Source organism: Hymenobacter mellowenesis (assembly GCF_030581005.1).
Taxonomy (GTDB): domain Bacteria; phylum Bacteroidota; class Bacteroidia; order Cytophagales; family Hymenobacteraceae; genus Hymenobacter; species Hymenobacter mellowenesis.
Genome location: NZ_JAUQSX010000015.1, coordinates 26,589 through 49,967 on the forward strand (window position 1 = coordinate 26,589; position 23,379 = coordinate 49,967).

General features: G+C 61.9%; 30 protein-coding genes. 23 read left to right on the forward strand and 7 right to left on the reverse strand.

Features of this window, described 5'->3' with window-relative positions; translation table 11 throughout:
• Positions 1-75 precede the first annotated feature (75 nt).
• The gene (locus Q5H92_RS22685; protein ID WP_305013855.1) at positions 76-660 is read right to left on the reverse strand and encodes a beta/alpha barrel domain-containing protein; all 585 of its coding nucleotides are present in this window, start codon (positions 658-660) and stop codon (positions 76-78) included.
• 160 nt (positions 661-820) lie between these two features.
• On the opposite strand from Q5H92_RS22685, the gene rpe reads away from it, so the two are divergent.
• Together rpe and Q5H92_RS22695 are read left to right on the forward strand one after the other, a co-directional pair.
• A complete protein-coding gene (gene rpe, locus Q5H92_RS22690) occupies positions 821-1,540 on the forward strand; it encodes a ribulose-phosphate 3-epimerase (RefSeq protein WP_305013856.1) in 720 nt (239 codons plus the stop codon).
• A gap of 59 nt (positions 1,541-1,599) precedes the next feature.
• Positions 1,600-4,143, forward strand: coding sequence for a TonB-dependent receptor (locus Q5H92_RS22695; protein ID WP_305013857.1), 2,544 nt, complete (start codon positions 1,600-1,602; stop codon positions 4,141-4,143).
• A gap of 106 nt (positions 4,144-4,249) precedes the next feature.
• On the opposite strand, the gene Q5H92_RS22700 is transcribed toward Q5H92_RS22695, so the two are convergent.
• Both Q5H92_RS22700 and Q5H92_RS22705 read right to left on the reverse strand, forming a co-directional pair.
• Positions 4,250-5,386 carry an AI-2E family transporter gene (locus Q5H92_RS22700; protein ID WP_305013858.1) on the reverse strand — a complete coding sequence of 379 codons (1,137 nt, stop codon included), beginning with the start codon at positions 5,384-5,386 and terminating at the stop codon, positions 4,250-4,252.
• Between the two features lie 234 nt (positions 5,387-5,620).
• Positions 5,621-6,709: a lactonase family protein gene (locus Q5H92_RS22705; protein WP_305013859.1), complete on the reverse strand. Its 1,089-nt coding sequence runs from the start codon at positions 6,707-6,709 to the stop codon at positions 5,621-5,623.
• 253 nt (positions 6,710-6,962) lie between these two features.
• Here Q5H92_RS22705 and Q5H92_RS22710 point away from each other — a divergent pair, with 253 nt between their 5' ends.
• The gene (locus Q5H92_RS22710; protein WP_305013860.1) at positions 6,963-7,874 is read left to right on the forward strand and encodes a LysR substrate-binding domain-containing protein; all 912 of its coding nucleotides are present in this window, start codon (positions 6,963-6,965) and stop codon (positions 7,872-7,874) included.
• A gap of 130 nt (positions 7,875-8,004) precedes the next feature.
• Positions 8,005-9,072, forward strand: a complete 1,068-nt coding sequence (locus Q5H92_RS22715; protein ID WP_305013861.1) for a YeiH family protein — start codon at positions 8,005-8,007, stop codon at positions 9,070-9,072.
• A gap of 241 nt (positions 9,073-9,313) precedes the next feature.
• On the opposite strand, the gene Q5H92_RS22720 is transcribed toward Q5H92_RS22715, so the two are convergent.
• The 4 genes from Q5H92_RS22720 to Q5H92_RS22735 form a co-directional block, all read right to left on the reverse strand.
• Positions 9,314-10,393 carry a PAS domain-containing sensor histidine kinase gene (locus tag Q5H92_RS22720; protein ID WP_305013862.1) on the reverse strand — a complete coding sequence of 360 codons (1,080 nt, stop codon included), beginning with the start codon at positions 10,391-10,393 and terminating at the stop codon, positions 9,314-9,316.
• Positions 10,394-10,840: 447 nt separating this feature from the next.
• On the reverse strand, positions 10,841-11,422 hold the full coding sequence (locus Q5H92_RS22725) for a DUF4468 domain-containing protein (protein ID WP_305013863.1): 582 nt from the start codon (positions 11,420-11,422) through the stop codon (positions 10,841-10,843).
• Between the two features lie 16 nt (positions 11,423-11,438).
• Positions 11,439-11,768, reverse strand: a complete 330-nt coding sequence (locus Q5H92_RS22730; RefSeq protein ID WP_305013864.1) for a hypothetical protein — start codon at positions 11,766-11,768, stop codon at positions 11,439-11,441.
• A gap of 35 nt (positions 11,769-11,803) precedes the next feature.
• Complete coding sequence (locus tag Q5H92_RS22735; protein ID WP_305013865.1) at positions 11,804-12,238, reverse strand: helix-turn-helix domain-containing protein; 435 nt, start codon at positions 12,236-12,238, stop codon at positions 11,804-11,806.
• A gap of 121 nt (positions 12,239-12,359) precedes the next feature.
• Between Q5H92_RS22735 and Q5H92_RS22740 the strand changes: the two genes are divergently transcribed.
• From Q5H92_RS22740 to Q5H92_RS22830, 19 genes are all read left to right on the forward strand, one after another.
• A complete protein-coding gene (locus Q5H92_RS22740; protein WP_305013866.1) occupies positions 12,360-12,602 on the forward strand; it encodes a hypothetical protein in 243 nt (80 codons plus the stop codon).
• A gap of 44 nt (positions 12,603-12,646) precedes the next feature.
• Positions 12,647-13,057 carry a hypothetical protein gene (locus Q5H92_RS22745; protein ID WP_305013867.1) on the forward strand — a complete coding sequence of 137 codons (411 nt, stop codon included), beginning with the start codon at positions 12,647-12,649 and terminating at the stop codon, positions 13,055-13,057.
• Complete coding sequence (locus Q5H92_RS22750; protein ID WP_305013868.1) at positions 13,057-13,293, forward strand: hypothetical protein; 237 nt, start codon at positions 13,057-13,059, stop codon at positions 13,291-13,293. Before Q5H92_RS22745 ends, Q5H92_RS22750 begins: the two co-directional genes overlap by 1 nt.
• A 10-nt stretch (positions 13,294-13,303) precedes the next feature.
• Entirely contained in the window at positions 13,304-13,558 is a 255-nt protein-coding gene (locus tag Q5H92_RS22755) for a hypothetical protein (RefSeq protein WP_305013869.1), read from the forward strand.
• 32 nt (positions 13,559-13,590) lie between these two features.
• Positions 13,591-13,860, forward strand: coding sequence for a hypothetical protein (locus Q5H92_RS22760; RefSeq protein WP_305013870.1), 270 nt, complete (start codon positions 13,591-13,593; stop codon positions 13,858-13,860).
• Between the two features lie 25 nt (positions 13,861-13,885).
• Complete coding sequence (locus tag Q5H92_RS22765; RefSeq protein WP_305013871.1) at positions 13,886-14,299, forward strand: hypothetical protein; 414 nt, start codon at positions 13,886-13,888, stop codon at positions 14,297-14,299.
• Entirely contained in the window at positions 14,292-14,579 is a 288-nt protein-coding gene (locus Q5H92_RS22770; protein ID WP_305013872.1) for a hypothetical protein, read from the forward strand. The genes Q5H92_RS22765 and Q5H92_RS22770 overlap by 8 nt, the downstream gene beginning before the upstream one ends.
• A complete protein-coding gene (locus tag Q5H92_RS22775; RefSeq protein WP_305013873.1) occupies positions 14,576-15,082 on the forward strand; it encodes a hypothetical protein in 507 nt (168 codons plus the stop codon). Before Q5H92_RS22770 ends, Q5H92_RS22775 begins: the two co-directional genes overlap by 4 nt.
• Positions 15,083-15,111: 29 nt before the next feature.
• On the forward strand, positions 15,112-16,032 hold the full coding sequence (locus Q5H92_RS22780) for a hypothetical protein (protein ID WP_305013874.1): 921 nt from the start codon (positions 15,112-15,114) through the stop codon (positions 16,030-16,032).
• On the forward strand, positions 16,032-16,178 hold the full coding sequence (locus Q5H92_RS22785; RefSeq protein WP_305013875.1) for a hypothetical protein: 147 nt from the start codon (positions 16,032-16,034) through the stop codon (positions 16,176-16,178). The genes Q5H92_RS22780 and Q5H92_RS22785 overlap by 1 nt, the downstream gene beginning before the upstream one ends.
• Entirely contained in the window at positions 16,175-16,846 is a 672-nt protein-coding gene (locus Q5H92_RS22790; RefSeq protein ID WP_305013876.1) for a hypothetical protein, read from the forward strand. The genes Q5H92_RS22785 and Q5H92_RS22790 overlap by 4 nt, the downstream gene beginning before the upstream one ends.
• Positions 16,843-17,595: a hypothetical protein gene (locus Q5H92_RS22795; protein WP_305013877.1), complete on the forward strand. Its 753-nt coding sequence runs from the start codon at positions 16,843-16,845 to the stop codon at positions 17,593-17,595. Before Q5H92_RS22790 ends, Q5H92_RS22795 begins: the two co-directional genes overlap by 4 nt.
• Entirely contained in the window at positions 17,592-17,858 is a 267-nt protein-coding gene (locus Q5H92_RS22800; protein WP_305013878.1) for a hypothetical protein, read from the forward strand. Before Q5H92_RS22795 ends, Q5H92_RS22800 begins: the two co-directional genes overlap by 4 nt.
• A 119-nt stretch (positions 17,859-17,977) precedes the next feature.
• Positions 17,978-18,349, forward strand: a complete 372-nt coding sequence (locus tag Q5H92_RS22805) for a hypothetical protein (protein WP_305013879.1) — start codon at positions 17,978-17,980, stop codon at positions 18,347-18,349.
• 6 nt (positions 18,350-18,355) lie between these two features.
• Positions 18,356-18,670 (forward strand): hypothetical protein, encoded by a 315-nt coding sequence (locus tag Q5H92_RS22810; RefSeq protein WP_305013880.1) that lies wholly within the window; start codon positions 18,356-18,358, stop codon positions 18,668-18,670.
• Positions 18,671-18,716: 46 nt separating this feature from the next.
• On the forward strand, positions 18,717-21,776 hold the full coding sequence (locus tag Q5H92_RS22815; RefSeq protein ID WP_305013881.1) for a DUF6371 domain-containing protein: 3,060 nt from the start codon (positions 18,717-18,719) through the stop codon (positions 21,774-21,776).
• A 19-nt stretch (positions 21,777-21,795) separates the two neighbouring features.
• Positions 21,796-22,341 carry a hypothetical protein gene (locus Q5H92_RS22820; RefSeq protein WP_305013882.1) on the forward strand — a complete coding sequence of 182 codons (546 nt, stop codon included), beginning with the start codon at positions 21,796-21,798 and terminating at the stop codon, positions 22,339-22,341.
• Positions 22,338-22,622 (forward strand): hypothetical protein, encoded by a 285-nt coding sequence (locus Q5H92_RS22825; protein WP_305013883.1) that lies wholly within the window; start codon positions 22,338-22,340, stop codon positions 22,620-22,622. Before Q5H92_RS22820 ends, Q5H92_RS22825 begins: the two co-directional genes overlap by 4 nt.
• On the forward strand, positions 22,619-23,086 hold the full coding sequence (locus Q5H92_RS22830; RefSeq protein ID WP_305013884.1) for a hypothetical protein: 468 nt from the start codon (positions 22,619-22,621) through the stop codon (positions 23,084-23,086). Before Q5H92_RS22825 ends, Q5H92_RS22830 begins: the two co-directional genes overlap by 4 nt.
• Positions 23,087-23,379: the final 293 nt, after the last annotated feature.

Here is a 23,379-nt window from a genome sequence, read left to right on the forward strand (position 1 = left end):
ATTTGATTTAGTGCAGCAGTAGAGATGCTTCGGCTGCGCTCAGCATGACGTTCTCAATAATACTTTCTGCGTTTGCTAATCGACTTCCAGCGCTTCAAACACGGCTTCCAGCTGGTCGAAGTCGCGCAGGCCAGGCTTCACTTCATCACCCGAGGGGAATGAAAGGCCGGCGATGGGCAGTTGAGTAGCCATTTCGCGGGCTTGGTCGGGGAAGAGGCCAGGGCCCAGCCACAGTGGGCGCTCCAGCCCCAGCTGGCGCAGCAGGGCAAGGTCATTTTCAGAAGAAGGCAGTTCCAGTACCCAGCCGATTACGGCGGCAAATGAAGCTGGGGCGCTTTCAGCCGTGGCCAGCTCCACGTAAACCGGCGGGGCGATTTCGGCCAGCTCGTCGGCCGTGCGGGCGGAGCGGAGCAGCACGGCATCGAGGCCGCAGTCGGCGGCTACGGCGTTGATTTCGGGGGCACTGAGCTGGTCGAACTCGCCAATTAGCTCCACGCCGGCTATCCAGCCGGCCAGCTCTTTCACGGTTTTAACGTCGAGATGGCCGGGCAGGGCGGGGTCGAGGACGAAGGTGAGCTTGTCGGCGCCCATGCCGGCGCAGTAGCGGGCGTCGGAGAGGTTGTTGATGCCGCGGATGAGGAGAGGGACGAGGTGAGGCACTTCGGGTCAATTAACAGTAAGCAATGAACAATGAGCTGTGGGGTGCTCAACCGCCTGCATAAAAACGAATGGGTGGTGCCCGGTGGGCTGCCGCAAAAGTAGGGCCGGCAGCGCGGCCAAGGCGTATCGGGGAGGGCCCGGCGGCTGTATCTTCGCCACCATGAACGCAACCCGCCGCGCCCCTTTGCTGGCCCCGTCCTTTCTGGCCGCTGATTTGGCCAACCTGCAAGCCGAAACCGAGCGGCTGGCCGACAGCGCCGCCGACTGGCTGCACTTCGACGTGATGGACGGCCGCTTTGTGCCCAACATCTCCTTCGGCCTGCCTGTGCTGCAGGCCGTGGCTAAATACGCCAAGCAGCCCATCGACGTGCATTTGATGATTGAGGAGCCCCAGCACTACCTGGCGGCTTTCCGCGACGCGGGCGCGGCCAGCATCACGGTGCACTACGAGGCCTGCCCGCACCTGCACCGCGTGGTGCAGCAAATCAAGCAGTTGGGCTGCCGCGCCGGCGTGGCCCTGAACCCGCACACGCCCGTGGCGCTGCTCGAAGACATTGCCGCCGACCTCGACGTGGTGCTAGTGATGTCGGTGAACCCCGGCTTTGGCGGGCAGGCCTTCATTCCGAATACCCTGAAAAAAGTGGCCATGCTGAAAGAGCTGCTGGATAATGTGGGCTCCGATGCCTTGATTGAAGTAGATGGCGGCGTGAGCCTGGCCAATGCCGGGCCGCTGGTGGAAGCCGGCGCCGACGTGCTAGTGGCCGGCAATTTCGTGTTCAGCGCGCCCGAGGGGCCGGTGGCCACCCTGGCCCGGATGCGCGAGTACCTGTCGGGCCTGGAAACCCTTGACGCCGACACGGTGGCGCGACGCAGGCAATAGTGGCCGGCCCCCGGCGTTTTCTCGGTTGTGAAACAAACAATTACCCCTGTCTGCCGCCCATGAGGCCCTTCCTGACTGCCCCGGCGACGGCTTGCTGCCTCGTGCTTTTGCTGGCCTCGCCCGGCGTAATGGCCCAAACGCCCGCACTTTCCGTGCCGGCGCAAGCCGGTGTCATCACCCTGACGGGTACGCTGCGCGATGCCAATGGACAGCCGCTGGAGCTGGCTTCGGTGGGAGTGGAGGGCCAGCCCGGCGGGGCCAATACCTCGGCCGAAGGGGTTTTCTCGCTGTCGGTGCGGGTGCCCACGGGGGGCCAGGCCGCCGTGCTGGTGGTGCGCCGGCTGGGGTATCTGCCCCTGCGCATTCTGCTGCGCCTGCCGGCTGATGCCGACAAGCCCCTGGCCCTCACCATGCGCCTCGACACCAAGGCGCTGAGCAACGTGCGGGTGACGGCTCGCGCCGACCAGGCCGACACCCGCGAGCAGGTCAGCATCACGCGCATCGACCCGCGCGCCGCCAAGGAGATTCCTTCCCCGTTTGGCGATTTCAACGCCATTCTGAAGACGCTGCCCGGCGTGCAGTCCAACAACGAGCTGAGCAGCACCTACAACGTGCGCGGCGGCAACTACGACGAGAACCTGGTGTACGTCAACGGGTTTGAGATTTACCGGCCGTTTCTTGTCACCTCGGCGCAGCAGGAAGGCCTGAGCTTCGTCAATGCCGACCTGGTGAAGCAGGTCGAATTCAGCAGCGGCGGCTGGCAGCCCAAGTACGGCGATAAGCTGGCCTCGGTGCTGAGCGTGGATTACAAGACGCCGGAGAAATTCGCGGCCTCGCTCACGGCCAGCCTGGTGGGTGGCGCGGCCCACGCCGAGGCCCGCTCGGCCAATGGCCGGGTGAGCTACCTGGCCGGGGTGCGGTATAAAAATGCGCAGTACGTGCTCAGCTCGCTGCGGCAGCAGCAGGGCGGCTACAACCCCACGTTTTACGATGCGCAGGCATATGTAAACATCGGCCTGGGCAAAAAAGAGGACCTGCAGCGTACGACGCTGGGCCTGCTAGGCGTGATTGCGCACAACGACTACCGGTTTTCGCCCGAGACCGGGCAGGCTACGTTCTCGACCAATACCAACCAGTTCACCCGCGTTTTCATTGCCTACGATGGCCGGGAGCGCATGCAGTTCGACACCTACCAGAGTGGCTTCAACCTGAAGCACGACTTTTCGTCGCGCCTGCAGATGGAGCTGCTGGGCTCGGCCCTGATTTCGCGCGAGTTCGAATTTCGCGACGTGGAAGCAGCCTACCGGTTTGCCGACATCAACCGCGACCCTACCTCGCGCGATTTCAACCAAACGGTGCGGGAACGCGACATTGGCTCGCAGTTCCGGCACTCGCGCAACTTCCTCACGGCCCGCATCTTCACCGCCGAAACCCGTGGCCGCTGGACGCCCACCAGCGCCCACACGGTTCGCTGGGGCGCCAAAGTCGGCCGCGAAAAAATATCGGACACGCTCGACGAGTACAGCTTTGCCGATTCGGCCGACTTTGTGCCCGACGCGCGCCGCCTGCGCCTGCGCTCCGATTTGAGTTTGCTCAGCACCCGCAGCCAGGGCTTTGTGCAGGACACCTGGGCTTTCGATTCGCTGCGTACGCTCACCTACGGCGCCCGGGCCCACTACTGGAGCACCAACGGCCAACTCGTTATCAGCCCGCGGGTGCAGTACTCGCAAATCAGCCGCCGACACCCCAACCGCTCGTTCAAGGCGGCCGTGGGCGTGTATTACCAGCCGCCGTTCTACCGCGAGCTGCGCGACCAGACAACCATCAGCCAAGGCGTGCAGCAGGCCTACCTGAACCCCGAGCTGCGGGCCCAGAAGTCCTACCACTTCATCGTGGGCGAGGAAATCAACTTCAAGCAGTTTGGCCGGCCTTTTAAGCTTTCGGCCGAAGCCTACTACAAGCACCTCACCGACGTAGTGCCCTACGACGTGGACAACGTGCGGCTGCGCTACTTCGCCAAAAACAACGCCCGTGCCTACGTGGCCGGTTTCGACACCCGCCTGAGCGGTGAGTTTGTGAAGGGGGCTGAGTCGTGGTTCAGCCTCGGCGTGCTCACCACCCGCGAAAACGTGGCCGGCGACTCCATCAATGTGTACGACGGCGACGGCAACAAAACCGGGCGCGAGCCCAAGGGCTACATCCGCCGCCCGCAGGACCAGCGCCTGAATTTGGGCATTTTCTTCCAGGACCATTTGCCCAACAACCCCTCCGTGCGCGGCTACGTGAACTTGGTGTTTGGCACCGGCCTGCCCTTCAGCCCGCCCAACGAGCCCGACCTGCGCGGCACCGCCGACCTGGTGCGCAGCTACAAGCGCGTCGATTTGGGCTTTTCCAAAGTTATCGGCCTAAAAAACATCAACGCCCCCAAGCCGCATTTCTACAGCTTTGAGAGCCTGTGGCTGGGCCTGGAGATTCTGAATGTGCTGGCCGCCAACAACGTGGCCGGCTACAGCTACCTGCAGGACGTGAACGGCCGCACCTACGCCGTGCCCAGCTACCTCTCGCAGCGCGTAGTGAACCTGCGGCTGATTGCCCGGTTTTAACAAAATTGAATTACACGTGTCAGTTGGCGCACCGCGAAGGGTCCTATCACGTCGGAATTTCCTGACGTGATAAGGCCCTTCGCGGTGCGCCAACCGACAGAAAGCCTTACCCAGCCGACGGAATCACCTTTTCCGACGCCACGGCCTCTTTGGAAGGCGGGTTGATGCGGCGGCCGCGCGGGGTTTCTTCGTCGCCGAGCAGCATGCCCCAGGGCTTGAGGGGCGCAATGCGGTCGAACACGATTTTGAGGATGGCGATGACCGGCAGAGCCAGGAACATGCCCGCGATGCCGCCAATGGCATTGCCCACCAGCACGCCCACAATGGCCACCAGCGCGTTGACCTTGATTTTGGAGGCCACGATACGCGGAATAAGGTAGTGGTTGTCGACGAACTGAATCACCATGTACACGCCCAGCACCGCAATGGCGTGGCCGTAGCCAGGCTTCGTGACGAAGGCCATGAGCATGGGCAGGGCAATGGCAATGAGCCCGCCGATGTAGGGAATAAAATTCAGCAGCGCGCCCAGCACGCCCAGCAGCAGCGCATACGGCACCCCAATGATGAGCAGGCCGGTGGTATTGAGCGTGGCCACGATGCTGGCTTCGATGAGCAAACCCACCATGTAGCTCTGGATGGTGGCCTTGCTCTCGCGCAGCACCTCGGCCACGCCGGTGTCTTGCCGGTGCCCCGAGAACACCTGGGTGAGAAAATCGACTAGCCGCCGCTGGTACAGAAACAGCAAAAAGATATAGACCGGAATGAGCGTGGCCACCACCAGCAGCCCCGACACCGCCGAAAGCGTGCCGCCCAACAGGGCCGACGCTCGGTTGCCGGCTTCGCTGAGGTAGCCCTGCAGCTTCTGGTCGCTCACGCCGAAGCGCGATTGCAGCCACTGGTGCACCTCGGCCGTGGTTTCGGCAAACTTCTTCTTGAAGAGCGGCATCTGGCTGGAAAGCTGCGAGGCTTCGAGGTAGATGAAGTAGAGCAGGCCCAGCAGGGCCGTCACGCCCAGCACCACCGTGAGGGTGATGGCCAGCAGCTTGGGCACCCGGTGCCGCAGCAGCCACTGCTCCACGGGGTGCAGCATGATGGCGAAAATGGCCGCGAAAAACAGCGGAAAGATGATTTCGCTGGCAATGTGAATGGTGAACACGGCCAGGGCCAGGCCCAGCAGTATCAGCGGCGCCTTCACGTAGAGCGGAAATTGCAGCTCGCGGGCGGGTTCGTAGGAGTCGGGCATAGCGAAGGGAGTGGAGCCGGTGCCTGAAAAGTGGCCCGGCAGGCCCGCTTACGCGGCGCGGCGGCGCGCGTTGCTTCGCAAACGCAACGTTGGCGCGGCAGAAGGTGGGCCTGCCGAGCGCCGCCGAGGCATCTCGCGTGCGCAACGCAACTTAATCGGTGTAACGATTTTGGTCACTGCTGCCCGCGAGATGCCTCAGCGGCGCTCGGCAGGACGTTCAGGGCTTCCACGCACTTAGCGCGTGAAATCCTCTACCACCTGCACGAACATGGGCGAAGGCACCTCAATGGTCTGGCCAGTAGGAGCGAGCAGGCCGTTTTGGCCATCCACGCGGAAAGTCACCACATTGTTGGAATTCTGGTTGGCCACCAGCAGCAGGCGGCCCGAGGGCGTGAGCGCGAAGTTGCGCGGCGTCTTGCCCTGGGTGCTCATGTACTGGATGGGGGCCAGGGTGCCGTTGGACGTATCGATGGCAAACACGGCAATGCTATTGTGGCCGCGGTTGGAGGCGTATAGGTACAACCCGTCGGGCGAAACGTGCAGGTCGGCGCAGGAGTTCTCGCCGCTGAAGCCCTTGGGCAGCGTCGACACCGACTGCAGCTCCTTGAATTTGCCCGCCGACGCATCATAGGCCAGCGCCGTCACGGTCGAGTTCAGCTCGTTAATCAAGTACGCCTGCTTGCCGTTGGGATGGAAAACGAGGTGGCGCGGCCCAGCGCCCGGCTTGGCCGTGAAAGCAGGTTCAGGCAGCCGCGTGAGCTGGCCCTGGGCGGCGCCCAGGCGGTAGCCCACCACCTGGTCGGTGCCCAGGTCCACGGCAAAGGCGAAGGTGTTGGCCGGGTCGGGGATGATGCAGTGGGCGTGGGCGGCGGTTTGGTTTTTGTGCGGGCCGGAGCCCTGGTGCTGGTCGGCGGCGCTGGGGGCGGCCAGTTGGCCGTTGGCGGCAATGGGCAGCAGGGCCACGTTGCCGCCCACGTAGTTGGCCACCAGGGCGGCTTTCTCGGCGCGGTCGAGGCTGATGTAGCACGGCGACGCGCCGGCCGACGGTTGCTGGTTGAGCATCGTGAGGCCGCCGGTACGCTGGTCCACGGCAAAGGCGCTCACGCCCCCGCCTTTGGCCCCCTGAAACGTCTGGGTTTCGCTCACCGCATACAGGTAGCGCCGCCCGGCGGGCATCGTGAGGTAGGTGGGGCTGGCCCCGCCCCGGTGGGCGCTCACGGGCGTTAGCAGCCCGGTGGCGGTGGTGAGGCGGTAGAGGAAAATGGAGTTTTCCTGCTCGGAGCTCACATTGGTGCCGAAATAAACCAGGTAGTCGCGGCTCATGCTTTTGGCGGCCGGCTTGCTGCAGCCGGCTGCGGAAAGAAGGACAAGTGAACCAAAGCCGGCCGCCAGAGCCAAGCGAAATTTAGGGAACGAAGTAGGAGGAGTCATCAGCGCGAAAAGTATAGCTGCAAAGGTGCGAAAACTTAGGCCCCGGGGCCGCGGCCGGTGCCTTTGCTTTGGGTACGCATACGCACGATGGGCCCGCTGCGCTGCCTGGTGCGGCGCGGCAAGTAGGCCTGGTTACCTTGCGGGCATGTCTGATTTTCGCCTGCGGGTTTTCCAGGCCGTGGCCCGGCACCTCAACTTCACCAAGGCGGCGCAGGAGCTGTTCATCACGCAGCCAGCCGTCACCAAGCACATTCACGAGCTGGAGCGCGCCCACGGCCAGCGCCTGCTGGAGCGCAGCGGCAACCGCGTAGCCCTCACCGAGGCAGGCCGCCTGCTGCTGGCCCACGCCGACACCGTGGCCGCCTCCGCCCGGCTGCTCGACGACCAGCTCCAGGCCTTGCACCACCCCGACGAAGCCACCGGCCGCCTGCGCCTGGGCGCCAGCACCACACTCAGCCAGTACGTGCTGCCCGGCCTCCTGCCCGCCTTTCAGGCCGCCTACCCCCGGGTGCAGCTTACGCTGCTCAACGCCAATTCTGAGCACATTGCCCAGGCCCTGCTGCGCGGCGACCTCGACCTAGGCATGGTGGAAGGCCGCTCCCGCTCCCGCGACCTGCACTACGAACTCCTCTTACCCGACGAACTGGTGGCTGTGCGCCGGGCCACCCCCGGCCGGCCGCAACTGGCTTCCCTGCCGCTGGCCGAGGCGCTGGCCCATCCGCTGGTGTTGCGGGAGCGCGGCTCCGGCACCCTCGAAGTATTGGAATACGCCCTCCGCGAACTCCAAATCAAGCTCAGCAGCCTGCGAGTGGCGTTTTATTTCGATAATACCGAAGCCATCAAAGCGTATCTGGAGGCCGCGCCTGGGGCCATTGGCTTCGTGTCGCGCCGGGCGCTGGCCCGCGAGCTGGCTGGCGGCGCGCTCGAAATCGTGCCCATTGAGGGGCTGCATCTGCCCCGGCAGTTCGATGCGGTATGGGTGCAGGGCCAGCCGTTGCTGCGGGCGGCCCTGCGATTCCTCTCATTTGTGCAAGCCAGCGCTAAAAAGGCGCTCTAAACCAAATTAGAAGCGTTTGGCAATTTTATGCTGAAGCATGCTATTACCAATGGTAATTCATTATAACAACTTTGAATAACCCAGGCCATTGGCCTGGCCGTACCTTTGGGCTGTAACTACTATGGCCCCCATGAGTACTCCTACCACCGCACCACCGCAGCCTGCACCCCAGCCTGCCGCGCCAGTAGCGCCCGCTGCGGACACCGCCGCGGAGGCGGCCCGCCGAAGCCGTTTTTCCGAGGGCCTGCACGCGCCGCATCGGCTGTTTGGCTGGGAATTCTCGCTGCAGCAGGTGGTGTTTAGCGTCGTGCTTGTGTTTTGCCTCACGCCCTGGGCATCGCCGCCGCTGGCCCTGGCGTTGGGCCTGGTGCTGGCCCAAACCGTGGGCAATCCGTTTGCCCAGCAAACCAAGGGCCTCACGCAAAAGCTGCTGCAATTTTCGGTCATCGGCCTGGGTTTTGGCATGAATGCCCACGCGGCGGTGCAGGCCGGCCGGGAGGGCATTTTATTCACCGTGGTATCGTTGGTGGGCACGCTGGGGCTGGGCTATTTCGTGGGCCGGTGGCTGGGGCTGGGCCGCACCGTGGTGCACCTGATTTCGTGCGGCACGGCCATCTGCGGGGGCTCGGCCATCGCTGCCGTAGCGCCAGTGCTGCGGGCCAAGGACGAAGAAATATCGGTGGCCCTGGGCACGGTGTTCGTGCTCAATGCACTGGCGCTCTTTGCCTTTCCGCCCATCGGCCATGCCTTGGCTCTCACGCAAAATCAGTTTGGGCTTTGGTGCGCCATTGCCATCCACGACACCAGCTCGGTGGTAGGGGCGGCGGCCGCCTATGGCGCCCAGGCCCTGCAGGTAGCCACCACCGTGAAGCTGGCCCGCGCGCTCTGGATAATTCCGGTGTCCATCTGTACCGCCCTGGCGTTCCGGCAGCGGGGCGTGAAGGTGAAACTGCCTTATTTCATTGCGGGCTTCATCGCCGCCATGTTGCTTAATACCTACGTGCCCGCCGTGCGCCCTCTGGCGCCTTTCATAACGCACCTGGCCAAAATCGGACTCACCGTCACGCTGTTTTTTATCGGCGCGGGGCTGTCGGCCCGAGCAATACGGGCCGTAGGGGGGCGGCCCTTCGTGCTGGGCGTGGTGCTGTGGGTGGTCATCTCGCTGAGCTCACTCTACGTCATTCTGCATGCCGCGTAGGGTGCTATTTGTTTGATTATTAGGTTGATAATAGTTAATTTTAATTGGGGGGAGGCAGTTGCGATGAGCGAGTCGGCGCTAAAGGCAGCGATAAAGCCCAGCCAACTGCTGCAAAGCGCAGCCGGCCTAGTAGTGAGGATGGTCCGCGTTAAGGTTGCTGCTTTCTAAATCGGCATTCAGCAAAATGCGTTGGATTCACAAAAATACCCCGGCAGGCCCTGAAGCCTGCAGTCGTTGGGCCTTATTCAGACAGCACCGGGAGGCGGAGGCGCACGTAGGCCCCGGAGCCCGACAGCTTGCCCACCTCGATGACGCCGCCGAGTAGCGCCACCCGGTCGCGGATGCTGCGCAGGCCCAGGCCGGCTTTCGCCGCCGGTGCGTGGGCGGGAAAGCCCGGCCCGTTGTCTTCCACGCGCATCAGCACAAACCCCGGCACGTTTTCCAGGTCCACACTGGCGCGGGTGGCGCCAGTGGCGTGTCGCACCACGTTTTGCAGCAGCTCTTGGGCAATGCGGTAGAGGGCCAGCTGGAGCGCCCCCGGCAGAAGCGGCAATTCGGACTCGAGTTGCACCCGGCATTTCACGCGCAGGGTCACGCCTTTCATTTTCTGGCACAAGTCCTTAATGGCCGCCGCCAGCCCAAACTCTTCCAGCACCATCGGCACGAGCTCGTGCGAGAGGGCCCGGACCTGGCGAATGGCATCGGCCAGCAGGTCGTCGGTTTCCTGGCGCAGCTCGTTGATGGTGGCGCTGGGGGCGGGCAGCAGCACCCGCGACTGTTCCAGGCGCAGCTTGACTGCGAAAAGGGTTTGGCCGATGCCGTTGTGCAGGCCCTCGGCAATGCGCTTGCGCTCGGCCTCTTCGGCTTCCTGAACGGCGATGAACTGGGCGTGCTGCTGGTGAACCAATGCCTTTTCGGCCTGAATGCGCGGCGTCACGTTGATGGCCGTGCCCAGCCATTCGTTGATTTCGCCTTGGGCGTTGCGTACCGGCACGGCGCGCGACTGCACCCAGCCCACCGACCCGTCGGGTAGAAACACTTGATGTTCATGCTCAAACACGCCCTGGGCCCGAATGGCCTGGGCAATCCAGTCCAGCATTTCGCGCTGCTGCGGGGCCGGGATGTAGCGCGCCATCCATGTCTCGGTGGGCGCCAGGGTATCGGCCAGAAAGTCTTTGCCAATCAGCCGGTACATGTACTGCCAGTCGGCGCTCATTTTGTACACGATGTCGAAGCTGGCCGCTAAAAACAGCCGGAATTCCTCTTCAGAATTCAACAGGAGCAGCGCAGCGGCTGATTCGGGGGAAGGGTCTTTTTCCATTGAAATCCTATAAGTCCGGCGATGACTGGCACCGCCCAAGCGCCCTTTACAAACAGCTGAGTCGGTAATGCTTGCTTACTTACTACGGAAAAGCCTGCAGGTTTTGTACAACACCTGTGAAAAACTAAGGCTTCGGCTCCTCGCTGTTTGGGCAAGCTCTGCCGCGGCCTTCTCCCACCCACGGGAAAGCACGGGTGTAGGCCAGGCCCGTCTCTGTACATCAGTTGCTTTCCACTTTTGCCTGAATGTCACTTTTTCAAGAGCTCCATCACAATACCGGAAAGGCAAAAAAAAACCGACTTCCGCAAAGGTTGCGGGAAGTCGGTTTTTGTGCGATTTAAACTGCTTTTAAGCAGTTTAAACCAGGAGAAAAGTACCCGGAGCCGGAAGACCGTGCTATTCTGTCCCTTAGATTGTTGCCCGCCTATTTGTATGCAAACCGGGCCCTTACCAGTCCGATTTTCCGCCGCTGGTGCCGGCGGCCGGTTTGGCCATGCCCGACCGAATGGCGGTTACCAGCTGGTGCGCGGCGCCGTCCACTTGCTGCCGTTCCTGCCGGATGATACCCTTCACCATGCCCGATACTTTTTCTTTTAGCAGGATGCTTTCGGCCGAGGTGGGCGTGGGGTTGTACACGTATTTGGAAGGGTAGCTCTGGATTTCGAACTCGGTGACTTCGTAGCGGTACCGGCCATCCTTCACGGCCAGCTTCACGGTGTACCAAAGTTTGGAGGCTGAGGGAATGCCCATCGATTTGATGTAGATGTCCTGCCAGCCTTTGCCCTGTAGCACGCCGGCTTCTTTGTCTTCGGCCTGCACCACATCTTTAGCTGATTTGAAGGTGCTGGCAAACCAGAGCTTGGCGCGGGCATAGAGTTCGGCTTGGCTGGCACCCTCCACCGGCACCACCTCGGCGTAGGTGATGCGGTGAGTATCGGCATCGAGCGGAAACTTTAGCGAGTCGAGGGCCTGGGCCCGGGCGAAGCCGGTGCACAGGCAAAGCAGCAGTAGGGTAAGGGTAGATTTCATAAGAAAAGGGTTGGCTTTAGTGACACGCTTTGCACAGTTCCATTTTGTCCTTGGCCTGGCCGAGCGGCATGGACTTCACCCGCGCGTTGCACTGCTTCAGGTGTGAGCAGGTGGCGTCGGTGTGGTATTTCACGGCGTTCTCGCTGGCACAGTAATACACCGGGCGGGCATTGAGCTGCGTGGTGACCAGTGTGCCGCCGGCCAGAGCCAGCGCAGCAATTCCGCTACTTATCCAACCCCACCGAATGGGGCGACGGGGCTTTTGATGCGGGGCCTCGTGGTAGTGGTAGTTCGCGTCGCCCTTCACTTCGTGGATGTGTGGACTTTGGTGGTAGTCGTCGGGCATGAGTTGGAAAGGAGGGAAGGGCAAGTGGTAAGGCCCTATCGTGGTGGGGATTGGCTCATCAGTATTTGGATAGTGCGCTCTTTATCGGCGACCTGTGCTTGCAATAGTTCTATCTCGCGCTTCATCGCCGCCTCGGTGGCGGAACTGCCATGGGTTTGGGTGGCATTCCCAGCCACCTGGCCAATGACCTGGCTGCGCGAAAATTTTTTGTTTGTCTGGTAAATACCTGAGTCTTCAGCTGCTTCAGGGGAAAATGGGTCACCATCACCCGTCAGAAGCCAGTGGGCGTTGATGCTTTCAAAATTGAGCAGCACCTTCTCCAGGTAGTAAGCACCAGGTTCACGTGGGTTGGGTGGCAGGTAGTTCTGAGTATTGTTTTCAGGTACACCGAGTTGACGGCTGAACTTCCGGGCACTCAGTTTGAAGTGGTCGAGCAGAAATTTTATTCGCTCACCTACAGTCGTTTGCATATAATTGAAAGCTATTTCTGCAAAATGATTTCAGAAAGTGAATCAAATTGAAAGCTAGTACGGTATGTTTGTACCATCTTCCGGCAAGTAAAGCAGCCCACCGCGAAAACGTCCAAACACCATGACCGAAAAGCAGAAATACTATGCGTTGCAGGCCCTCGTCTGTGAGGCATTGCCCTACTACGCTGCCGCCACCACCATCAGCGCCGGCCACAAGGCCAGCCTGACCCGCCTCCAGAATGTGAAGCAGGGCAAGGCCATCAGCCTGACCGACTTGGTGGCCATGGTGAAACATTCCCTTCCGGATTTCAAGATTCCCGCCCACCTGCTGCCCGAAGAGGCGGCCGAGTCGGTGGCTGCCTAGCCTTTACCGCATTCTTTTCCTCCATTTATCTCATCACCAACACCATGAAAAAACCTGTTTGCCAGCCCGTTTCCCTCATTAGCGCCTTCACTGGCCGGCGCGTTCGTGTAGCGCCGCAAGCCGTGGCACCCACGCCCGGCAGCAAAGCCTGCCGCGTGATTGCCCTGCAGCCCGGCGCGGCCTTGGTGCTGGCCCCCCTGCTCATTGTGGGCTGCTGGTGGCGCCCCGATGGGGGCCTGACGGTGTACGTGAACGGCACCATGCCGCTGGCCATGCGCTCGGCCGTGGAGCAGAACGCCACCCACGCCGAACAGTGGCTGACGGCCGCGCCCGGCGGCATCCGCGAAATCGACCTCACCGACTGCCGGGAGGAATTCCATTTGCTGGAGCCTTCGGCCAAGGTGCTGGCCATGTACCCCACCTCCGGCGAAACGTCGGACGCCCAAGCCGCCTGATGGACCTGCAAGCCGAACTCAACGCCAAGCGGCTGGAGCTGGCCAGTACCGAGCAGCTCATCAGCCAGCTAACCAAAGACCGGGAAGGGCTGCGGCCCGGCCCGGGCTACGGCGATGCCAAGCAGCAGCTCACCGACAGCATCCTGCGCCACACCAAGGCCAGCGCCCGCCTGCAGCGGGAAATCAAGTCGCTCAATACTGCCCTCACCGAGTCCCTTCAACCCAAACTGCTCTAATCCGATGGAAATGCCCCAAGTGGCCGCACCGCAGAACCCCGCCGGCATGGTGGACCTGCTGCTGCAAATGACCGCCCCCGACCAGCAGGAGGCGAAGCTGCTCCAAGCCCTGCAGCGCGTGCAGGCAGGCGTGAAATCGCTGGAGGAGCAGCGCCTGGGCTACGAGGAGAACGGCTGGCACACGGCCTGGCAAATCCAATTCGACAATAAAACGGCACTGGTGGCCGCAATCACCCGCGTGTTGGCCGAGCGTTTCGGCCGCTGATACCCTCACTCTCACCTCTTTTTTATCTCATCATGTTATTCACCATTCCGTCGATGGTCGGCTCGGAGCCGGCCAAAGTCAACCTCAAAGAATTGGGCATTGTGCGCGAGCAGCACATGCCCGCCCACGTCGTGCGGTTTGCACCGGCTGAGGAGCTGGTCCGGGTGCGCGAGGAAACCAGCCGCGAGCACCCGCATTTGCGCGAGGAGCTGCTGTTCGTGGAAGGCGAGGAGCTGGGGCGCCGCGCGCGCCTCAGCCAGTCACCCCTGGTAGCGGTGAAAGGAGGCCTGCGCTGTGGGTAAGCTGGCCAAGAAAAACGAGGCGTTGATGATTGATATCGTCAGCCTTATCAGCGAGCTGGGCGACCAGCACGTGCGGCTGACGGAGGCCTGGCCTTCGCTCAGCCAACAGGAGCGCCAAACCGGCAAAGCCAAGTTTGAGGAAGTGGAGCAAACCATTCTCTCCAAGCTGCTGGAGGTGAAATACTTCCAGAGCCTGGGCGACAGCTTCATCAAGGTGAGCAAGCCGGAGGACGGCCGGCCCATGTACCTCGAAATCGTGACGGTGTTCGAAGGCAGCCAGGGCACCGGCGCCTTTGACTTTCCGGCCGAGTTCGAGTTTCAACTTCAACCCCTTACCGGCTGGCTGCCCATGTTTCGCAGCTGCCAACCCGCAACGGAGGCCGCTTACCAGGTGGCCGTCGAACGGGCCATTGAGAAAGGAGCGGTGGTCGTTGAATAAGCGCATCATTCAGTCCTGCCGCACCTGCGAAGGCGACTGCCGCGTGGTGCACCCGCACTGGAAGCAGTACCACGCCCAAGCCGGCAACTTCACCGTGGCCGAATTCTTCCTCCAGCTGGGCTACCTGCCGAGCGAGGCCCTGCCGCCCATCACGGTGGCGTGCCCCACCTGCCAGGGCGTGGGCGAAGTGCCGGCCCCGCGCGCGGCCGCTCAGCCGCTCAGCCTGTGGGAAGAATTCGCGCTGCTGCTCTACAAAATTTTGGGAGGAGCACCGCTATGACTGCCACCCGCCAATACTTCCAAAATGAGCGCGTGCCGCTCATTCCCCTGCCTTCCCGCACGCCCATGAACATCAAGAACTACACCTCCACGGTGCCGGCCATGAACTCGGCCGCCGCCATTGAGAAGCTGCTGGTGGAAGCCGGCGCCACGTCGGTGAGCAAGTGGTACGTGGAGAAGGAAGTGGCCGGCTTCCTCTTCCAAATGCAGGTGAACGGGGTACCCCGCGTGTTCCGGCTGCCCAGCGACGTGAATAAGGTGTACGGCCTGTTCATCCGTGGCAAGGCCCGGCTCGATGCCGGCCAGCGCCTGAAGCTGAAGGCGCAGGCCGGCCGTACGGCGTGGCGCACGCTGCACGAGCTGGTACAAATCCAGGTGGCCATGATTCTGCTCGAGCAGGTGGACCCGCTGCAAGTCTTCCTGGCCTACAACTACGACGAGGCCACCGGCCAAACCATTTACGACCAGGCGAAAGCCGGCAGCCTGAAGCTGCTGGGGGCTTAGTCATTCAACTTTTAATTCTTCGTTTTCAGATGAACATTTCCATCGAAAAGGCCAAAAGCATCCGCGAGGAACTTGGCGCTACCCACCTCATCATTTTAGCGGCCGACAGCGCCGGCGACTGCGTGGCCACCCACGGCAGCACAGAGCGCCACAGTTTGGCCGCCGCCAATACCGGCAATGAGTTGAAAAAGCTCCTCGGCTTCCCCGAGAACATGACCAACTCGCAGCCGGCGCTGTACCTGAATAAATTCATTTACAGTGCTGAGTACACGGCTTTCCGCCAGTATCTGGACCGTTACGATGACCACCTGAAATCCATGTTCGACGAGGGCGAAGATGAACACTATCAAAAGTGGCTCGACACCCGCGAGCCGGGTACCCAGTACCCTGGCCGCAGCGAGAACGACCAAGCCGAGGAGTTTTCTCCCCGTGTATGGGAGAAAAACGAGCGCGCGGCGCAGGGCGGCAGCGATTTCACGCTTGGGTTTTCGGGCTCCGAGCAGGTATTCGCGTTCGCGCTGGGCTGGGGCAAACGGCTTGCCGAGCTGGAGCAGGAGAAGCGCGGCGGTGAAGGCCTTGACCTGAGCATTCTCTATGAGCTTGAGCAACTCTGTGCCGGCTGGCGTGAGCGTTCAGAACGGGCGTTCAACGAAGATTTCAGCGAGTCGTCTGAAACCTACGATGCCTGCGCCAATGGGCTGCGCCGCTGGCTTTTCAAAGCCGAGCCCATGGTGCGCGCCGCACTGGCCTCGGCCCTCACGCCGCGTGAGCTGGAGGCCATCGAGCGGATTGAAGCCATTCTGAACAACGACCACAACCCAGATGCCGCCCACGATTGGGCCGATTGCGGCGAAGTGGACGTGCCGATTGTGCTCGATGCTGTGAAGCGGCTGAATAAGCTGGCTGTGGAATATGTGGCACCGGTGGTAGAGCAGGGGGAGGCCGAATAATGAAAGATTTCGGCAAATACTTCCTCGCTTCGGTGGTGGTGATTTCGGGGGCAGTGCTCACCGCCATCACCGGCGACGGCGACTATTTCACCGGTGCCCTGTCGGTGCTGGCATTCCTCGGATTTGTGTACCTGCTTTTCAAATGAAGACGACCGCCACACCCGCCCTCACGATGCCGGAGTTCAAGGCCGCCGGCATCAACCTGGCCACCCTCGGCATCAACTTGGCCGACCCGGCGGCCGACCGCGTGCGCGACGGCCTGGCTGCCCTGCGCACCCGCTCGCTCACCAAGGCCACCGACAGCCGCATGCGCATCAAGCAGACGATGCCGGGCCTCACGCCCACCGATGCCAAGCAGCTGGCCCACGCCATCAACAACAAGCAGATGTCGGACGGCATGGGCGCAGAAGGCAAGAAGGTGGCCCTGGAAGTGGCCGTGCGCCTGGCCGACACGCTCGATGCCTACCACGGCTACTTCGACATGCTCGACGCCGTGCCGCTCGACCTGAGCGACGTGGCCAGCTACGTGGACCCGCGCACCTGGGCCGCCACGCCGCGCCACGTGCAGCAGCTGGTGCCGCAGTTCATGGAAACCGACCGCAAGCTGACCATGAAGCAGGTGCGGCAGGAAATCGAGAACCTGATGGCCATGCTGCACCAGGTCGATAACGTGGGCGGCATTGGGCTGGAGTTGTTCGAGCGCCGGCGCCTGCAGCGCGAAGGCCTGCTGCCTAAAGCCATCGAGAAGGTGATTGCCGAGATGAAGGCCGATGGCCGGATTCCGGCGGCGAAGGAAGGAGGGGCGACGGTATGAATAAGACTACCAACCCCTCTCTGCTGCGCCAACTCGACCGGGCGGCGCGTACGCCAAACCCTGCCGCTCGCAACCGGCACCTGATTGTAAAGAAAGCCCGGCCCGATGGCCCCGACCGGCTCAGCGCCGACCGCGCCACCGGCACGGTGCGGCTGAACGATGCCCCGTTTCTGGAGGGCCTGCCGGATGCGATGTGGGTGTACGAGCTAGGCGGCAAAGCCGTCGTAGACCACGTGCTAAGCCAGTGGAACCAGCAGGTGCGCCCCTACAAAGACGCTACCTTGAACCAGCTTTTTCCGCGCTGCCGGCAGTTCACAGCCAGCGAGTTGAATCAGGTGGTGGACCTGCTCGGCCGCGTGGCGACGGTGGCAGTGAAAACGATGGCTATTGTAGAGGAACTGGCCCGTATTTCCCCGCTGAACCCGGCCAATCAAGTGGTTCCAACGCCGAATCAAGTGCCGGCGCCGCCTGCGCTGGTGCAGGCCATCCAATTGGCCCTGGACTTTAAGGCCGCGCCACCGGCCACGTTCACGCTGGCATTGAGTCGGAGCCAGTCCAATTTCTATCTGGAATGGCTTCACACCGAGCGCAGAGGCAACGCCCTGGAATGCCTACTTGATGCGCACGACCACGCTTGGGATAAGCGGGTGACGGAATATGCAGTCGTGGAGTATTGGCAGGGCCCTAAATATCGTCCCGGCTCATGGATTGCTTCGCTCGTGCTCACTCCTTCCAAGTTGCGCAAATGATACTCGGCTTTAAAGAAACCTTTATCCCGGCCATCGTTGCCGGCACGAAGCCCCACAGCATCCGCGCTGGCTTCCGGTGGCGCGCCAGCATGAGCATCCAGTTCTACCAAGGCTCCTACCACCAGAAGCGGAACAAGTTCCGGCCCGATGCGGTGGCCACGGCGGTGCAGCAGGTGCATTTCAAACGCGAAATCCGCGTGGCGCCCACGGCTGACCCCATCGTGCTCATCGACGAGCGCCGGCTCACCCCTGAGGAGCGGTAAGAACTGGCCCGGCGCGACGGCTTCGGCAGCTACCACGAACTGGCCCGCTTCATCGACCAGCTCTACGGCCTGCCTTTCACTGGCCAACTCATTCACTGGACGGACTTGCGGTACTAGTCATGCCCATTGACTACAAAGACTACCCGGCCGACTGGAAGACGGTCATCCGGCCCCGCATCCTGGCCCGCGAAGGCAACAAGTGCCAGTGCTGCGGCCTCGGCAACAACCTCTGGGGCTACCGCGACGCCGGCGGCAAGTTCCACTCGCTGCCGGAAGGCCGGCCGGCACCCGCCGGCTTCAAGGCCTTCCACATCCGGCTCAACGTGGTGCACCTCAGCCACACGCTCGACGACCACAGCGACGCCAACCTCGGCGTGATGTGCCAGCGGTGCCACGGCCACTACGACAAACACATTACCGCTCAACAGGCGGCTTACACCAACAAATACCCCGGCGCGGCGGCCACCGCCGTGCTGGAGTTTATCCCTTAGCTCCCCATGGCCACGCCCACCAACTTCAAAGAAACCACCCGCAAGCAGGCCGAATTCCGCCGGCAGAAAGCGCCCTTCAGCAAGCTCAAAACTGAAGCTGAGAAGATTGAATTCCTAGCCAATGCCGAGCCCTTTGCCCGCGAATTCTGGAACTTAGAAACAGGGGGCAAAATCGCTTGGTGGCCAACCCTAGCCAGCATTCCATTTATGAATACCGAGTACGGGGAGGGGTTCAAAACGCCGGAAGAAGCCTATGCCAAGGCGGTGGAGCTGAAAGCCGAATTCGCGGCAAAGCTGGCCGCCCTGCCCACGGCCGGCTAAAACACCCGCTGCTCACCTATTTCCTTCTGCCCAAGTACCCCCGCCCATGTCCAGTTATTCCCTAGAAAAGCATCCCAAGAAAAAAGGCCAGTGCCCCAGCTGCCACGAGAAAGGCGTGTTCCGCTATTTCCAGAACGCAGAAGGGGAGCGGCTCGACGAGAAGTATGGCATTTGCGACCGGGCGGCCAAATGCGGCTTCGATTACCGCCCCAGCGGCGAACTGTTTCCGGCCAAGGAGGCCAAGGAAGCGGCGCCCATCGAAACCATCCGGCCGGCCGAAGCCGTGGTGGTGGCGCTGCTGGAGAAAACCAAGGTGCACACCAGCGGCCTGCACCAGTGGGCCGAATTCAAGTTCAGCGAAACGCCGGAAGGCAACCTGAGCGCCGAACACCTGGAGCGGTGGTGCGTGGCCAGCGACGGCGACCGCACGGCCTTCGTGCACTGCGATGGCCAGGGCCGCGTGGTGAATGCCAAGTGGTTCGTGTACGGCCCGGACGGCAAGCGCGACAAGGCCCACGAGCCCTTCAGCATGCGGCAGCCGCCGGCCTCGGCCCGGCAGCGGTTCGGCTTCTGCCTCTACGGAGAGCACCTGCTGCGCCACGACGACCCGGCCCGGCCTATCTGCGTGGTGGAATCGGAGAAAACCGCCGTGCTGGCGTCATTCTTCTATTCGCACTTGGACTGGCTGGCCTGCGGCTCGGCCAACGGCATCAGCGACGAGAAGATTGGCCCGCTGCACAACCGGCCCATTTGGTGGGTGGCCGATGCCGACGGCAACGTGCCGGTGGAGAAGGACGGCCAGCCGGTGCTGGTGAACGGCAAGCCCAAGCTGAGCGAGGGCGGCCGCCGCAACTCGTCGCTGCGCAAGCTGAAGGCCTACGGGCTGGAGCACGTGGTGATTGACTTGTTTCCCGACCGCACCGACGGCTACGACTTGGGCGACGCCCTGCGCGAGGGCCTGCGCCCCGATATCGTGGCGCCGACGCCGCCGGCCCCGAAGGCGGTGGAGCTGCCGGCCGACATCGAGGAGTGGAGCATCCAGCTGAAGGACCGGTGGCACAAGGCCACCAAATTCATCGAGGAATTCGAGCGCCGCGAAATCGACCTGACAAAAAACGCTGACAACTGGATTAACACGGCCGACGCGCTGGCCACTTTCGGCGAGCACGGCCGCGAGCTGCTGCACCGCTTGGCCCGGCCCAATGCCAACTACCAAAAAGCGGGTGTTGACCAGTTGTTCGACGAGGCCGTGAAGACAGCCGCGTGCACGTCGCCGGCCAAGTTCTTTCAGATTGCTAACCACTACAACATCAAGCTGCGCGACCTGAAGGAGAAAAAGAGCAAGGAGGAGGAAATCCGCAGCGGTTTGCCCGCCGGCGTGAATGCCGAGGACTACTTCCTGCACGGCTTTTACGAGCTGGATAACTGCTACTACTCCATCAAAGACAACGTGCCGCGCATGGTGTGCGGCTTCGTGATTAAGGTGCTCTACCTGGTGAAGTCGAAAGACAACCCCAAGCGCATCGTGGAGCTGACCAACCAGTACGGCTACAAAACCACCCTCGACCTGCCCACCGACTCGTTTGTGAGCATTGGCGCCTTCAAAAAGGTGGTGGAGAGTGCCGGCAACTTCGTGTTCGAGGGCAACGAAACCGACCTGACGCGCCTCAAAAAGAAGCTGTTCCGGGAGGAGAAGGTGACCACCGAAATCAGCTCGCTGGGCTGGCACGAGCGGGGCCAGTTCTACGCCTTCGCCAACGGCATCTACAACGCGGCCTGGACGGCCACCGACCAGTACGGCATCGTGGAGCACGGCGGCTTCAACTACTACCTGCCCTTTCAGTCGGGCATCAATTTCGATGACCACGAGGCCTTTGCCAACGAAAAGAAGTTCGTGCACAAGCCCAGCAAGTTGGACTTCGCCACGTGGGCCGACCTGCTCTACAAAGTGTACGGCGACAACGGCATGATGGGGCTCTGCTTTTATGTCGCCGCGCTGTTTCGGGACCACATCTTCCAGGAGCACAACGCCTTTCCGCTGCTGTTTTGCTTCGGGGAGCGGCAATCGGGCAAGTCGGAGTTCATGATTTCGTTCAAGTACCCGTTCGGCCAGCCCCAGAAGTCGCTGAGCCTGGAGAACCCCAGCACCGTCATCGGCATGGTGCGCACGCTGGCCAACTTCGTGAACGCCGTGGTGATGCTCGACGAGTACAAGAACAGCATCGACAAAAAAACCATCGGCCTGCTCAAAGGCCTGTGGGGGGGCGACGGCCGCACCACCGGCGTGAAGTCGAACGACAACCAGACCCGGGTGACGAACCCCAAGTCGGCCGTCATCATCGCCGGCCAGGACATGCCCACGGTCGACAACGCCCTGTTCACGCGCTGCATTTTGCTGGAGTTTCGCAGCAAGGGCCGCGACTACGAAAGCTACTCGGCCCTGAAGACGCTGGAAAAGCAGGGCCTCACCGACATCACGCTGGAGGTGCTCACGCAGCGCCCGGCCCTGACGCAAGACTACGCGGCCGCCTTCAAGCTGGTGCACGCCCACCTGAAGGACGCGCTGAAAGGGGAGGGCATCGAGGACCGCATGCTGCAGAACATGGCGCAGCTGCTCACGCCGGTGCTCTACCTGCAGGAGAACGAGCTGCTGAAATTCCCGGTGACGGCCGAGCAGCTTTACGACATGGCCATTGCCCTCATCAAGCGGCAGCACGCCCAAATCAACCAGACCACCGACTCCCGCCGCTTTTGGGACGTGTTCGTGGGCCTGGCCACCCACAAGCCCATGCCGCTCGCGCAGGAAGGCGTGGACTACACCTTCCGCAAGGGCCAGCTCTGCATCCGGCTGGGCAACATTCACCCGCCCTACATGAGCGCCCACCGCAGCCAGTACAACGTGCCAGGCCTCGACAAGCAGACGCTGGACTATTACCTGAAGCACGACCCGGCCTTCGTGGAGGTGAAAAACCTGCGCTTCGATGTGCCGGCCCACATGAACAACGGGATTGCCACGCGCACGTCGCCTACGTCGGCCTACTGCTTTGATTTTGCCAAGTTGGGCATTGACCTGCCCATGATTTTGAACGACGTGGAAAACGTCTAACTCTTCTCAAACCATTAAGATGGATACCGAAACGACCCCTAAAGAGTGGGTAATCTTGGCCAAAAGGCACGAGCAAAGTGGGGGCCCCAACATTGGGGCTCCCTTTTACGGCCCCAACTATGGCGGCTACATCATGCGCCTCAGCGGTGCCGGGCTTTATACTGAAGCGGAAGCGCGGAAGGAAGCCGGCAATTGCGGCCCTGGTGAATTATTGCCTTACCATTTCGCTGACCCCAAGCTGCGTGAGTACTTGGACCATTGGCATAAAACGCGCAGCTCAGAGTTCGACCTCTTTCACCAAGTGCGAAGCCTGCAGGCCGAGCTGGTGGCGTTGGAGCAGCGTCGGCAGTACGGTGCTGACATCATCAACGACATGACGTTGGAGGCCGACCTGCAGGTGAAGGCCGAACTCACATTGGTCGGGGCGCTGGCTGAACTGCCCAAATACAAGATGGACGGTGAGAACTGGTTTGTGCCACTCGATGACCTGATTGCCACGCTGCAGGTGCACGCCAAGCACCGCGGCTGGGCTGATGCCGTGCCGGAAGGAGGGGCGGGCAAATGAAAACATTCGTCGTGACTGCTCACATTGAGCTAATCAGCCGGCTGAAACCCATTCCACCGCAGCAGCCCGTTCAGACCGGGCTGCTGCGTTTGGAAATTCCCGCCAAGAATGAAGAGGAGGCCCGGACGAAAGCCCGGGCCTTCTTGATGGGAAAGGTGGCCATCGTAGTAGATGAGTGCACGCTGAAGCCGGCAGGGAATGGCGTACCTAAAGCCGGCGGCTCATTCCAGGCCATTATGGATGACTTCAAAGACATCTTCAAAAACTGGAAAAAGCCATGAGCAGCGAGCAGCCCTACGAAATCGAGCTGGTGCGGTGCAAAGGCGACGACTGGCATGAATCGATGTTGGCCACCATCACCGGCCTGACTAAAAAGGAAATTCGCCGGAAGCTGCCGGCTGAGATGCAAAAGCCCGGAGGGTGGCGCGGCAGCTGGTTCCCGCGCGCGGCCCGCCTGCTCGGCTTCAGCACCACCGACAAGTTCCGCAAGTGGGACGCCGGCACGCCCTGGCCCTGCATCATGCGGGTGCAGGTGCCCGATGCCTGGGGATGGAAGGGGAAGTGGTGGGCCTTGGTCTATAACCAAGGCCTGGTGTACTGCGTGAATGCGCACCAGTACGTGCCCAGCATTCCGGGCGTGTGCCCACTGGCCGAGTGGCAGGCCATGTACCCGGGCTGCCGCGTGACCTCCATGCTCCAGATATGGATGAGTACCAGCAGCAGCCTGGCCGGCGCCGAACGGTGACTGCTCCAGTGCCACTTATCGACAACGAATAGAAAGGAGGGCCCCGGCCCTCCTTTTTTATTTTAAGTGCCCGGGCCTAGCCAGAATACCAAAAGGCACCTGTGCGCACACATGGGCGCATGTATAGGCGCGTGTAGAGGGGCTGCTGCAAAACATCGGTTTTTCCCTTCAACCCTTAAAAAGCCGACCTACACCGACCTACAGACCTACACGCCGTTTTGGCGGCTGGCGATGTGCGTTTGTAGGTCAGAAATAAGGTTTTTAGATTTTATAAGGTTAATAGAGGGCGTTAA